We start from the raw sequence: 13650 nt of genomic DNA on the forward strand, positions 1-13650 counted from the left end.
CTGAGTTATGCTTCTAAAGTGGCTTGTGCTTTGCAATTATTGCTAGCATTTAGCCAAAACATATCATCAAAAACAACAATAAGAAAAAATATGAACCACGTCGGCAAAGCGCAAACTCAATCATTCTCCACAGCGGTTTTCGCCACTATGCGTTTGCCCTTTTTAGTATTGACGCCAGCCTGCTTACTTGTGCCTTTTGCATTGGCTAATTATCATCACGAGCCAAGGTCTTACCTATTAATGGTTTTGATTACTGCAGGTGCGCTCTGCGCTCATATCGCCGTGAACATGTTCAATGAATATACTGACTTTGTTTCTGGTTTGGATTTGAAAACCAAACGCACGTCTTTTAGTGGTGGAAGTGGCGGCCTACCGAATGAACCTAAAGCCAAAGATACAGTGTTGATATTGGCAATTATCAACTTATGTATCTGCATTGGAATTGGTTTGTATTTGGTCACTCAAGTCGGTCCTGAGCTGCTTAGCATTGGTGTAGTTGGGGTATTGATCATTATTTCGTACACAAAGTGGATAAACCGTTTCCCCTTTATTTGCCTAATTGCCCCCGGCTTTGCCTTCGGTGTGTTGATAATAAATGGTAGCTACTTTGTGCTGAGTGAAACATTCCGCTTAGATGTTTTGTTTGTCAGTCTGATTATCTTTTTCCAGACAAACAATCTCCTGCTGTTAAACCAAATACCCGATATTCAGGCTGACAAACAGCACGGGCGGAACCATATTGCTATTCAGTATGGTCTTAGCAAGGCAATTAATGCACACACCACTATGGCTTTATTGAGCTTAGTTTGTTTGTTTGCGGCGGTGATGTTGGCGTTTTTGCCGTATCTGAGTTTGTTAGCGCTATTTCCCATTGTCTTGAGTTTGGTGATCAGCTTTCAATTACAAAAGATAAAAACCGACCCCGAAATGGCTACCTTACTGCCTCTGATGGGAAAAAATGTACTCGTCACGATAAGCACACCGGTGATATTGTCACTTACGTTGATTTTTTCCTAAACTCAAAATGCAGGGATGATGTGTGACAAACCTTAAGTTGGTATCTCCTCAATCAGTTTTCAAAGCAAGCTATTTAAGCTATATCAAAGAGCTTGGCGAAGAAGAGCGTTACCCATTTCCCTTAGACTTTGATCATAGCGATTTTGAGGCTATGTTGCAGCGAAATGATGATTTTGAACAAGGTGTCCAACTACCAGAAGGCTATGTGCCAAGCTCCACTTGGTGGTTAGTTCAAGGTGCATCAATTATTGGGGTCAGTAATTTAAGGCATTTCTTAAATGATGATATTGCCTTTGTCGGTGGTCATATTGGCCTGGGCATTCGACCATCGTGCCGCAGAAAAGGGTTCAGTAAGAAACTCCTTGAGCTTACCCTTCAGCAAGCGCTTTTGCGAAATATGAGAGAAGTGCATATTCATTGCTATTCAAATAACGTAGCTTCAAAAGCCATGATTATTAGCTGTGGTGGAGTACTCGACTCGGAAGTGGAACTTGATAGTGACTTGGATGTTGAGAAAAAGACATTAGTGTTACGGTACCGCCTTTTACTTCAAGAGTAGATCCGAACAGGGCTAGCTCTCAACCAGTTATGCTCATGGTATTTTGCGTCAGCAGAGGTAATGTGGAGCGTAAAGGCGTGTCGCGACTGACTTGAACGGTTCGCTTCACTAAAATGTGGTAGTACGCCATTAAAAATCACCAATGACCCTGCTTTTACTTCTAAAGGTAATGCTCTTTCTTGGCCAGGCCATTGGATATTCTCTAACTCAACTAATGCTGTATTGTCGTCAGCGTAGCGCTTGAATTGCTCTTTTAAAGGAAAGTTTGCGCCCTGTTTATCGACTTGCAGGCAGCCGTTTTCGAGTGTTGAATCTTCAATTGCAAACCAAAAGGTGACAACAGACTGTGGTGAGGTGAAGAAGTATGTGGCGTCCTGATGCCAACGGATAACACCACCAATCTTAGGTTGCTTAAAAATATACATTGTTTGTCGTATTTCAGGTGAACTCACACCCGCATCTTCCGCTATTTTTGCGATAAGCTTTTGCTGACTGAATTCCTTGAAAACGGGATTAAGGACATGAAGTGCATGGCCAATTTTGTTGATACTCAATGCTTTTGCTTGGGCAAGTTGACCACTCTGAGTAAAGGCATCTTCTTCAAAAAAACACCTAATCTTGTTGTCAGAACTCAGAAAGTAATCGTCTCTATTGGTGTTCGATTCAGTCTCAGTAGAAAATACAGCGCGTGTTGATTCGGCATCAAATTGATCCACAATTCTCAGGGCGGCCTCTTTAAGCTCAGCAATCTGCGCTCGATCAAATAGTTTAGGCAGTACCAAGTAGCCTTGTTTTTGAAACTGTTTTTTCTGTTTGGTAGAGAGCATGAGTGACGAAATTAAGTAAACACTACTGACAGTTTGCATCAAAAATTTAGGGGTAGGCAAGTGCTTTTAGTCATTCATTCCTTCAATTGGAGTGTAACGGAAGAATATGAGGCAGAAATTGAACTGGCACTTTTCTGCGCAAAATTGCATTATAGAAGCACGTTACTCTTATAATAATAAAAACAAGCCGACTATAATAACAACAGGTGAAACTTTAATATGAAACGCTTACTACCTTTATTTACTGCAATATCTTTGACTGCACTATCCGGTGTTGCAAGTGCTCATGAGCATGACGCTGTGGCTGCGATGGCAGATAAAATCGAACCTGAAGTGATTAAGTGGCGTCACCACTTACATCAAAACCCTGAATTATCTAACCGTGAGTTTGAAACCGCTAAGTACATAGAGAAGTACCTTAGAGGTCTGGGCTTAGAGGTGACAACAGGCGTTGCAATCACCGGTGTTGTGGCTGTATTGGATTCTGGTAAGCCCGGCCCTACAGTGGCGCTACGCGCAGATATGGATGGCCTACCTGTGCCCGAACAAAATGACCTGCCTTATAAATCAACAGCCGTCGGTATGCTCGATGGTAATGAAGTACCGGTTATGCACGCATGTGGACATGATACTCACATGGCTATGCTGATGGGGGCTGCGAAGATTTTAACGGATATGAAAGGAGAGCTCACTGGTAAAGTGAAGTTCATTTTTCAGCCTGCTGAAGAGGGCGCACCTTCTGGTGAAAGAGGCGGCGCTGAAGTGATGGTTGAAGAAGGCGTCTTAAAAAATCCAGATGTTGACGTAATTTTTGGTTTGCATATTAGTGCCAATACAGATGTCGGTAAGGTCAGATATCGCCATGGTGGTATTATGGCCGCGGTTGACCCTTTTAAAATTGTGGTAAAAGGTAAGCAAGCCCATGGCGCATATCCGTGGAAGAGTGTTGATCCAATCACAACATCCGCTCAAATTATTATGGCGCTACAAACGGTTGTCAGCCGAGAAATCAAAGTAATCGACGATGCAGCTGTTGTCACCATTGGTTCAATCCATGGTGGTAACCGTTCAAATATCATTCCGAATGAAGTCACAATGGTGGGAACTATTCGCACGCTAAATAAAGCAGCGAGAGAACATATGTATGAAGCTATCCCACGCAAAGTAAAAGGTATTGCAGATAGCATGCGTGCTGAAGCCGAAGTGACATTACCTTTAGATTATAGCTATCCCATTACATTCAATGATCATGCTTTGATGGATCAGGTTTTACCAACGTTGGTACGGACCGCTGGACAAGAGAATGTAATTAACTCTAAAGCGGTTACGGGTGCAGAAGATTTTTCATTCTTCCAACAGGAAGTTCCGGGTGTGTATCTTTGGGTTGGTGGGAAACCACTAGATGTGTCGGAAGAAGACTCACCGGCTCACCACACACCAGAGTTTGTTGTGGATGATAGTGGCATGAAGTTAGGCGTGAAGCTTTTAACAAACATGACGCTGGATTATATGAAGAGCGCAAAATAATTCAGCAATTTTCGCTATAAAAAAGCACGATATTGCGTATAATATCGTGCTTTTTTAATGGTCGCAGAAAAGTCGCATTGGCCCTTTGCGTTCCAAGCTAACTTAAAGTGGTAAATAAAATGGCACAAGTTGCAATTGTAATGGGTTCAACATCTGATTGGCCAACGATGCAAAAAGCAGCAATTATGCTTAAAACGTTGGGTGTTTCTTTCGAAGCGAAGGTCGTATCTGCTCACCGTACTCCAAACCTATTGGTAGAATTTGCTGAAACCGCAGCAGACCAAGGTGTCCAAGTCATTATTGCTGGTGCCGGTGGTGCTGCTCACCTTCCAGGTATGATCGCCGCACATACTCACTTACCCGTTTTCGGATGTCCGGTGCGTTCAAGTCAATTGAACGGATTAGACTCCTTGCTCTCTATTGTCCAAATGCCAAAAGGGGTTGCAGTAGGCACCTTGGCAATCGGTGAAGCAGGTGCTGCTAACGCTGGCTTGCTAGCTGCGCAAGTGATAGCACTGCAAGAACCTGCTGTTCGTGACGCCATTATTACGTTTAGACAGAAACAAACAGATACGGTGATGAGCAACCAAACTTTGGAATTAGACGATTGAGAGTCTTAGTTTATGGTTCTGGCCAGTTAGCCCAGATGATGTATTTGGCCGCAGCACCATTAGGCGTGATCGTCAGTGCTGTTGATGTCTCAAACGAGACTGTTGTGCACCCCGTGTCGAAAGAGCCGACAGGTGTGTCACTACAAAATGCCATTGAAGATGCCAACGCCATTACTGTCGAGTTTGAGCATGTTCCAGAACATTTGCTATTAGATGCCGATAAAAGCGGGAAACTATTTCCTAACGTCGCTTCTATTTTAGCTGGGGCTGATCGCGTTCGTGAAAAAGCATTGTTAAGCAAACATGAAATCCCGAACTGCCCCTATTTGATTATCACTGATGTGACTGACCTCGATAATGTGATAGCCAGTTTAGGCGAGCGCGTTATATTTAAAGCAAGCCGAGATGGCTACGACGGCTATGGCCAATGGCGAATGCAGTCTGCTGATCAGCTGGAAAAATTGAAATCAGAATTTGCAAAACTAGACTTAGTAAAAGTTCCATTGATTGCTGAAAGAATGATGCAATTTGACCGCGAGATATCACTTGTCGGTGCGAGAGATAGTGAAGGTAACGTATCGTGTTTCAGCTTAGCTGAAAACTTACACTTTGAAGGCCAGTTGCATGTGAGTGTTGCCCCAATCACAGACTTGAGTGATTCGCTGCAAAGCCAAGCGAATGAAATATTCGAGAAGCTAGCAACAGCAATGGATTACGTAGGTGTACTGGCTGTTGAATTATTCCAATGTGGCGAAGAACTCTTAGTTAATGAGATTGCACCAAGAGTGCATAACTCCGGCCATTGGACGCAACAAGGATGTGATACCAGTCAGTTTGAGCAGCATATCCGTGCTGTTTTAGGCTTGCCTTTAGGTGCTGTAGATGTGCGCGGTGTTAGCGCAATGGTTAACATTATTGGTTGTACAGCATTTAGCCGAGACCTTATCGGTATAGCGGGTGCGCACTTGCACTGGTATGGCAAAGAAGTTAGAACGAAGCGTAAGATGGGGCATATCAATGTTGTGGCAGACTCCCACAGTCACTTAGGGAATAAGCTAGCTCAACTTTTAGCGTTCTTACCGGTCGAACACTTCCCAGAACTTGAAGCTGAAGCAAATAGATTAAAAAATTACACTAAGTAAAGAGGATTGCTTGACAAAAGCTAGTGATTCCCTAAAATACGCGTCGCTCGAGTAAGTGCTCGAGCAACACTAGTGTGCCGACTTAGCTCAGTTGGTAGAGCAACTGACTTGTAATCAGTAGGTCACCAGTTCGACTCCGGTAGTCGGCACCACTTCCCCCCTTTTTTCAATACAAACCTGGCATATCGATCTATTACTTTTCTATAGCTTCTCAGGTTTAGTATCAAATAATAATACCTTCGGTAAAAGATGTCGCTACTTCAATATAAGCGCTTGCTGAACGTAGCGTTTGGTCGTACTCTGCCCACTCTAGTATCTATTTTGACAGGATTTTTTCGTGAACATCAAACGTTTTGTAATAATCACTTGCGCGGCATTATTGTTTTTATCAGGTTGCGCGACACAACAAATTCATAATAAAAGTAGTGTGATGGACTACTTATATCCGAAAGATGTTGAGCTTCATCCTGAGCCAACGATGCCAAGATTAAAAGTACCGTTGAAAGTAGGTATTGCCTTTGTACCAGCCACACAAAGTTATCAGCGCGGAGCAAATTTGTGGAGTGGTCCCATGGACTCTATTAAGTTCCCAGAGTCTACCAAAACGAGCATCTTGAACCGTGTCGCTGATAACTTCAGAGCATTGGAATTTGTTGAGAAGATTGAGGTGATTCCGACTACCTATTTAACACCAGGTGGAGGCTTTACCAACTTGTCTCAAATTGGCACCATGTATGATGTCGATGTGATAGCACTCGTATCTTACGATCAGATGCAATTTACTGATGATGGTGCACTTTCATTGTCTTATTTAACGATAGTGGGTGCTTACACCATTTCTGGTTCGAAAAATGATACTAATACGCTGATCGATACTGTTGTGTTTGATATAGCCAGTAAGAAGATGCTTTTTAGAGCGCCAGGCATCAGTCAAGTAAAAGGAAGATCGACACCTATTAACTTAAATGAGGAACTGCGTGCAGATAGCCTTCAAAGTTTTAATGAGGCTGCGGATGAAATGATTGTGAATCTTGATGACCAATTAAAAATGTTCAAAGAACGCATCAAGAACAACCCAGAAGAAGTGCAGCTTGAGTATCGTGAGGGCTACAGTGGTGGGTCAACAACCATATCAGCAGTCTTTGTTTTGCTTGCTATTTCGTTTTACAGAAGACGTCAGAATATTCGCTAGTATAGTCACTTTTCACATAAACAGACATGCTCACTAGAGCATGTCTGAAAGCGCCGTCAACTGTTTTGCAACATGCCACTCCAGTTTTTGCGTTCTCCCACGCTGTTTCTTTAACTTTGTCGTGAGCACGCTATATCCACTCAATGCTAATTCGTCGAGGAGTGCAGCATCAGGCGTACTAATTGATGCATAGGTTTTATCAATGAAGCCGTTTTGGTCTATGTGTATTTGCTGTTGCTTCGATATGTGGGGACCATTCCACAATGATGTCGTTTCATCAAAATCCGCAAAGGTGATTAAGAAGAGCTTACCATTCAGTTTGACAGGCTTGATGTCTTTGTCACTTAAACCCGGAATTTTACCTCGCCCGTCAAATTCAAGGTTATTTACTCCTTCAGGTAGCTCGATTCTAAGTTCGTAGGTATTGGCCAGTGACTCAGATTGAGTGACTTTACCCAACAACCATTTTATAGCGCCCTTGGGAATATTACTGACGATCGGAATATTGCTAGCCCTTACCATATCAACCACTCTGCTCAAGACGGCCTTAATCCCCTTGTCGAGCATTCGTTGATATTCATCTTCTTCATCGGCATTAAGTTTCGGACAATCTGGAATGGTCACATCGGCGCTGATAAGCTCTGCAGCCAGAAGCGCTTTCGTGGCGCAAAACTTACCAATTCCTAGGTCGACTGCGCGAGTACGTTCATACATAAAGCCCCCAAAAGCGATGAGCTTGTCACCCGGTAGCGCGATCTTTTTGGCTTGCTTTAAAGTGGGTGCCGAGGGCTCCTCAAATGGACCAATTGCAATGAAACGAGTGGTATCAGACTTTCCGCTCAATCGCATGCTTTGATCAATTTGAATGAAATTTAACAGCAGGAACCAAGCGTAAGAGGCGCTAGTGGGAACTTCACCGTCGAGTAACTTTTCAAGGTCACTGTCGATATTGGCATATGAAATCTGGAGTATTGGGTGCAGAAGTGCCTGAGGAAGCGATTCAGAAGTTGCTAGAACCTCTCTGTACACACGCTTTGCTTCTGCTGAAAGACTGAGCGCGCTTGGTGGTAAGAGGATATTCTTTAGATCTTTCTGCATAACAGCATCAAGCTGTTGGCAAATCAGCGATAGGAGAGAGACTGAAACATCAGTGTCGCTAGCTTGCTCGGCAAAACTCTGACGGATCTTATCTCTGAGTTCCATCTGTTTGCGTACGGCAAAGACTTTGTCACCTTCAATCGCGCGTGCTTGCATGAATATCGCATTACCGATGGTAGCAATATGACTGAGGAGTCGATCTAAAGAGGCTTTAGCTTCTAGGTCGATACCATCGATATTGCCAATGATGTTGTCTCCTAAGATAGGAGTTGTAAGAGTAAACCGTTTTTGAACGGGTACCATAAAGCTGGTTTTAATGTCTGTTACCGCCGGGTCGACAAAAATAATGCATCGCTCAGTATCAAGTCTCTCATCATGAGCATCAATAAAAGACGCTAACTTAAAGGCATCACGGATTGGTTCGTTATTAAACACACCGCCATCAATATAAGTAAAGTCAAATTGGTCTTCATTGGCTAACTCTTTTGGCCACAAAGGACCATATTCGAATTGATAACGCTCGAGTACAACGGGTTCAAAAGCCATAGGAAATGCACCAGAGGCTATTGCTGTAGATATAATTCGTTTCCATACATCTTTTTTATCACCACGCATGTCCCCAATAACATTATTCTTGGGATCACCCAGATGATAACGTGTCCACCGTTCTGGGTACTTTGTTTTATCGTTAATATAGTCAGTATCGCTTTGGTCTCCAAAATATAAATCAAAAATTCTAGTTTCTCGGTGGGTGACAGATGTCATACCGTCAGCCAGTACATACTGGCTGCCTGACGAGGCGTCGAACTCTTGCCTAGCATCTTGTAATATTGGGGTTAAATTGGAGAGTGAGCTGGCAAACAAGACTCGTTCAGCAAGTACCTCTTGGTTTTGCTGTGTGCCGATACTGGAGGTGTTTTTAAGTAATTCGCTGGCGATATTTTCTAATGCGGCTCTATTCAATAGTCCCGCAGAAAATTTTAAGGAGTGGGGGTTATCAACTTCGTTTGAAATGGGGTCAAGTAGGGCGTCCATGCTCACTTTTTCGACCCAAACTTGTTCTTGCATTGTTTGCATTACTTGGACCGCTTGGAGTGCTGCCTTTTTGTTAGTAGAGCTAGGAAGGTTAGTATAATCCTCACCAAATTCATCCTTGAGGGCGCGATCTGCCTGCTGCAGTTGCTCTTTAGTGCTAGATGATAGGGCTCTAAGCATAATTGCCAAAGAAATTGAGCCAGCACTCGCACCAGAAAATACGTCAATTTCGACCTTGTCGTAGAGGGCACCCTTGCGGTCTTGCCCATACAATATTGCGAGTTTAATTGTTTGTGATAATGCGCCAGCATTGAAGGTACCGAGAGAAACGCCACCTCCCATTGCAAAACCAAGTTTAAGAGTTGTCATGAGCCGTCCTTGTGTAAGAGAAGACTCAGTTTCGGATTTGAGTCATCTGTAAAAAGCGAATAGTTTTAAGACAACTCACATAAAACCGCTGCTCAAATTATAAACAATAAAAGATGATCGTATCAAGTGGATTAGATATGCTACGCACACATCGAAAAAATCGATATATATCGAAATATAAACAGTATTTTTATTCGCTCCGTTTGCTCATACACTCTACACAATTAAATAGAAAAGGAATGTATATGAAAGCCAAGTTTAGACCACTCTCAACGGGTATAGCAGCATTATCCTTGATGTCGTTCAGTGTAAGTAGCGTAGCTGATGCCAGTTTTTCTTTTACAACGCAAGCTAGCACTCAAAAATCAACACAAATTGTGTTGTTAGAAGATACCGATAAATTAACAGGCGTGTTGGCTCAGCTCGATGAATCGACCGATGGGAGAGTCACCAAACTTTTAGCGCTTAATGATTTTACCAGTGAAAAAGGAAATACCTTGCACCTGCAGATGGTAGGTGACATTGAGTCCTTATTAATCGTAGGAACTCAGGATCCCGATGGTCTTTTGGATGGCCCGGATCTGCAGAATTTAGGGGGCAAGATAGCTGCAGCCCTTAAATCAACAAGTAAGAAAGTAAATGCGACAATTCATCTTGATGGCTTAGGTGCAACGGTGGATACACCTAGCGCACATTTAGCTTATGGTTATCAGCTAAGAGACTATAGTTTTGACCGATACTTATCCGACAAAAGTGAAGGTGTGTCTGACATTACCTTGGTGACTGAAGACGCCCAACAAGCGCGAAAAGTGTTTGTTGATGACCTTACTCATGTTGCTAAGGGTGTTCATTTAGCAAGAGATCTAGCAACTGAGCCCGGTAAGAATATGTACCCACAGGCCTTTGTAGATGTAGTGAAAGCAAAGTTCAAAGGACTTCGAAATGTAAAAATAGAAGTGCTTGATATGCGAGATATCCAAAAACTTGGAATGGGTGCGCTAGAGGGCGTAGGCAAAGGATCGATTAACGATCCTCGTCTTCTTGTCATTCAATATACAGGCGCAGACAAAAAAGACCAGCCAATAGCGTTAGTCGGTAAGGGGATTACCTTTGATACGGGTGGTATCAGTTTAAAACAAAATACGGGTATGTGGGCAATGAAATCTGATTTGTCTGGTGCCGCAGCGGTAGCAGGTACGCTTTATGCTGCAGCGCAGCGCGGCGAAGCGATTAACCTTGTGGGTTTGATGCCGTTAGCCGAGAACATGCCTAGCCAAGATGCTATTCGTCCGGGCGACGTGCTTGAAACCATGAAAGGTGTCAGTATTGAAATAATGAGCACCGATGCAGAAGGACGACTCATCCTTGCGGATGCCGTGCATTACGCACAGGTCGAGTTCAAGCCCAGAATGCTGCTGAATATTGCAACGTTAACAGGCTCTGCCGCTCGCGCCCTTAGCGATGAGTATGCAGCTCTTATTACCAGAGACTTTGAACTCTCGACTCAAATGATGGGAGTGGGTGAGCGTTCTGGTGAGCATGTTTGGCCGCTACCTTTACACCCAAATCATTTCGAGCAAATTAAATCCCCCATTGCTGATATTAAAAACTCAGGAGCAGGTAACCCAGGCGCGAGTATTGGTGCAGCAGTCGTCGGGACCTTTATAGATGAAGACCTACCTTGGGTGCACTTGGATATCGCTGGCGTTGATTGGCTGGATTCAGATATAGATGTCGCGCCAAAAGGGAGCCAAGGTTGGGGCGTGAGGTTTATGGACCAGTTGGTGAGAGAGCAGGTAAAGTAAAAAAGTGAGAAGCATAAAAAAGGGACTCGTTTGAGTCCCTTTTTTTGCTATATGATACGTTAATAATGTATCGAATTGTTTATTTTGCTTTTCTCAGTCTGCATATTACAAGCAGTGAAATACCGAACAAGCCTAGTACACCCGGCGCAGATGCTACTTCAAATTGTCCATTTGGATTGGAAGAATAAATAACATTATCGAATGCCTGAAATTGGGTAAATTGAGTATAACTTATTGATGAACCCAAAAACGTATTGTCGTCAGTAGCAATACCAAAAAAAGAGCCATTGGTGTTTGTTCCACTGTTAAACCCATTTAAACCAACAGAGCCATCCGTTGTGTTAAACGGGTTGGCATAGTCGAGTCCGAAAGCCGTAACGTTAAAATTGAAATTAAAGCTCCCAGAGCCGTAGGTCCACACCCAATCATTACTACCACTAACGAATGGGTTGCCGGAACCATACAAATTGCAACCTGCACTGTCAGTACAAGCATAATCGCTCATCGTCCAAGAATAATCAGCGTTGCTCAGATCAAGACCGGAACCACTTAAATTCGTATTTAAGTCATCGGTTGTTGATGCACCTACATAGGTTTCAAAGGCAGCGCGATCATTGAAGGTAATAATTGCAGCTTGAGAAAGACCCGTTAATAACAGTCCGCTTGTAATCACAAACACTTTGATAAAATTTTTCATCGAAGGTACTACTTAATGAGTTAAAAACACCAATAAGCTAGAATTATGCCATTTCATAAGGTGTTGATTTTAAATGGTAATATGTTTTTTTCTAATTGTGTTGTAAATTTCTTTGACACTCGAGAATATATATTTCTCGTATAAGTCGACAATAAAAAGGCTCAACAGAGCCCTTTTACAGTGTTACCGATATGTCACTTGTTTTACGGCACTTTCGCTTTAACTAACAAGCTTCCGACATCCGCTTGGATAACTTCGACCATAGTACCTTTGTTCAAGTCTTCCAGTGCGTTCAATTGCCAGTTTATGCCAGAGTATTGATAACTCGGCTTTTCAGCCAACGGCAGCGCGACTACAATATCTGCAGGGAGCACAAAAGAATGACCTATCAAGTCAGATTTAGCCCGTTTGGTATCGGTTTTATTCTGAAGTGCGGAGAGTTTCTTCCAAAGTGCCAATGCGAAGACCAAAGTGAAAGCTGAAACTGAAATCAATGTAGATAAGAACGTTTCAGGAATTAAGCCTAACCATATGATTAAGGCTGTCATTATGGCCGCTAAGCCCGTAAAGAATAAGAAAAACGTGCTAAAACCCAAGACAACAATTTCAATGATTAATAGCACCACACCAATGATCAGAATCGATTCAATTAAGTTGTTAGCAAACCATTCCATATTAAGCCCCTTTACCAGTTAAGCTGCTAATGATGCTGGTAGCTTGAGCGACGATAGAGGCAGCTTCTGTACCAGAATCGGGTAGCAACACGACGCTAGATTCTTTTGCAATGGCTTGCTTAGCTTCAATTGCTTTGGTTGCCAGGTCGAGCTGTATCGCTTTTTGGCCCGCTTCTGTATTCGCTGCCTCACCGACCTTATTCAGAGCTTCGGCCTGGGCTTCTGCAACAGCTACTATCGCAGATGCTTCACCTTGCGCTCTTAAAATTTGCTCAGACTTTTCAGCTTCCGCCGCGAGTACTACTGAGGCTTTTTCACCTTCCGCACGGTTGATGGCAGCTTGTCTATCACCTTCAGATTCTAGGATTTGAGCACGTTTAACTCGCTCTGCTTTCATCTGAGCTTCCATCGCTTCCATTATTGAACCTGGTGGAATAATGTCTTTAATTTCATAACGCATGACCTGTATTCCCCAAGGTCCAGATGCTTGGTTTATTGCTGTTACGATATTTAAATTCAAGACATCACGTTCTTCAAAAGTTTTATCCAGTTCCATTTTACCTAGCTCAGAACGCATCGTAGTTTGCGCTAACTGAGTAACAGCAAATACGTAGTCTTCTACGCCATAAGTGGCTTTGTATGGATCCATCACACGGAAATATAAAACGCCGTCTACCATGAGTGAAATATTGTCTTTTGTGATTGCGCTTTGCTCTTGCACATCTACGGCTTGTTCTTTTAGAGAGCGGTCAGCAGATACACGATCGATAAATGGCATAATAAAGTTCAAACCAGCTTCTTTGGTTGATTGAAACTTACCGAAACGCTCTATGACATAGGCACGGTTTTGGGGAACAAACTTAATACTGCTTTTTAACAGCACCAAAACGAGGACAATGATCGCGACTTCAACAGTCAAAATATAATCAAATAACATTTCCATATACGACTTCCTTATGTTGTATTTATATTACTTTTTGGTATAACAATAGTGAATAATAGCATAAAAGGTTTTGATTTGCACTAGCTTTCGTCCTTGCTAAATCTACCTTCTCAATTGTGATAGTCAGGCTTGATGGGAGATATAGGCGGCGAGC

General features: G+C 42.9%; 12 protein-coding genes and 1 tRNA gene. 8 read left to right on the forward strand and 5 right to left on the reverse strand.

Annotated features, from left to right (window positions below; translation table 11 throughout):
• The first annotated feature begins 90 nt into the window (after positions 1 to 90).
• The gene (locus RM556_RS10355; RefSeq protein WP_311361284.1) at positions 91 to 1017 is read left to right on the forward strand and encodes a prenyltransferase; all 927 of its coding nucleotides are present in this window, start codon (positions 91 to 93) and stop codon (positions 1015 to 1017) included.
• A gap of 22 nt (positions 1018 to 1039) precedes the next feature.
• Entirely contained in the window at positions 1040 to 1576 is a 537-nt protein-coding gene (locus RM556_RS10360) for a GNAT family N-acetyltransferase (RefSeq protein WP_311374550.1), read from the forward strand.
• Here the strand turns inward: RM556_RS10360 and RM556_RS10365 are convergent.
• Positions 1567 to 2403: a phytanoyl-CoA dioxygenase family protein gene (locus RM556_RS10365; RefSeq protein WP_311361361.1), complete on the reverse strand. Its 837-nt coding sequence runs from the start codon at positions 2401 to 2403 to the stop codon at positions 1567 to 1569. The genes RM556_RS10360 and RM556_RS10365 overlap by 10 nt on opposite strands.
• A gap of 309 nt (positions 2404 to 2712) precedes the next feature.
• Between RM556_RS10365 and RM556_RS10370 the strand changes: the two genes are divergently transcribed.
• The 5 genes from RM556_RS10370 (at position 2713) to rhlP (ending at position 6875) form a co-directional block, all read left to right on the forward strand.
• Positions 2713 to 3930, forward strand: a complete 1218-nt coding sequence (locus RM556_RS10370) for a M20 family metallopeptidase (protein WP_409220080.1) — start codon at positions 2713 to 2715, stop codon at positions 3928 to 3930.
• 119 nt (positions 3931 to 4049) lie between these two features.
• On the forward strand, positions 4050 to 4541 hold the full coding sequence (gene purE / locus RM556_RS10375; RefSeq protein WP_311361287.1) for a 5-(carboxyamino)imidazole ribonucleotide mutase: 492 nt from the start codon (positions 4050 to 4052) through the stop codon (positions 4539 to 4541).
• Positions 4538 to 5683 (forward strand): 5-(carboxyamino)imidazole ribonucleotide synthase, encoded by a 1146-nt coding sequence (locus RM556_RS10380; protein ID WP_311361288.1) that lies wholly within the window; start codon positions 4538 to 4540, stop codon positions 5681 to 5683. The genes purE and RM556_RS10380 overlap by 4 nt, the downstream gene beginning before the upstream one ends.
• Positions 5684 to 5759: 76 nt before the next feature.
• Positions 5760 to 5835, forward strand: a tRNA-Thr gene (locus RM556_RS10385).
• A 185-nt stretch (positions 5836 to 6020) separates the two neighbouring features.
• Complete coding sequence (rhlP, locus tag RM556_RS10390; protein ID WP_311361289.1) at positions 6021 to 6875, forward strand: rhombotarget lipoprotein; 855 nt, start codon at positions 6021 to 6023, stop codon at positions 6873 to 6875.
• A gap of 33 nt (positions 6876 to 6908) precedes the next feature.
• Here rhlP and RM556_RS10395 read toward each other — a convergent pair whose 3' ends face one another.
• Positions 6909 to 9377, reverse strand: a complete 2469-nt coding sequence (locus tag RM556_RS10395; protein ID WP_311374552.1) for a patatin-like phospholipase family protein — start codon at positions 9375 to 9377, stop codon at positions 6909 to 6911.
• A 245-nt stretch (positions 9378 to 9622) separates the two neighbouring features.
• Between RM556_RS10395 and RM556_RS10400 the strand changes: the two genes are divergently transcribed.
• The gene (locus RM556_RS10400; RefSeq protein ID WP_311374553.1) at positions 9623 to 11182 is read left to right on the forward strand and encodes a leucyl aminopeptidase family protein; all 1560 of its coding nucleotides are present in this window, start codon (positions 9623 to 9625) and stop codon (positions 11180 to 11182) included.
• 79 nt (positions 11183 to 11261) lie between these two features.
• Here the strand turns inward: RM556_RS10400 and RM556_RS10405 are convergent, their stop codons facing one another.
• From RM556_RS10405 to RM556_RS10415, 3 genes are all read right to left on the reverse strand, one after another.
• Positions 11262 to 11879: a hypothetical protein gene (locus RM556_RS10405; RefSeq protein WP_311374554.1), complete on the reverse strand. Its 618-nt coding sequence runs from the start codon at positions 11877 to 11879 to the stop codon at positions 11262 to 11264.
• Between the two features lie 203 nt (positions 11880 to 12082).
• On the reverse strand, positions 12083 to 12553 hold the full coding sequence (locus tag RM556_RS10410) for an NfeD family protein (protein WP_311374555.1): 471 nt from the start codon (positions 12551 to 12553) through the stop codon (positions 12083 to 12085).
• A 1-nt stretch (position 12554) separates the two neighbouring features.
• Entirely contained in the window at positions 12555 to 13496 is a 942-nt protein-coding gene (locus RM556_RS10415) for a paraslipin (protein ID WP_311361294.1), read from the reverse strand.
• Positions 13497 to 13650 lie beyond the last annotated feature (154 nt).

The sequence above is a fragment of the Alteromonas sp. W364 genome, from assembly GCF_031846205.1.
GTDB classification, from domain to species: domain Bacteria; phylum Pseudomonadota; class Gammaproteobacteria; order Enterobacterales; family Alteromonadaceae; genus Glaciecola; species Glaciecola blandensis.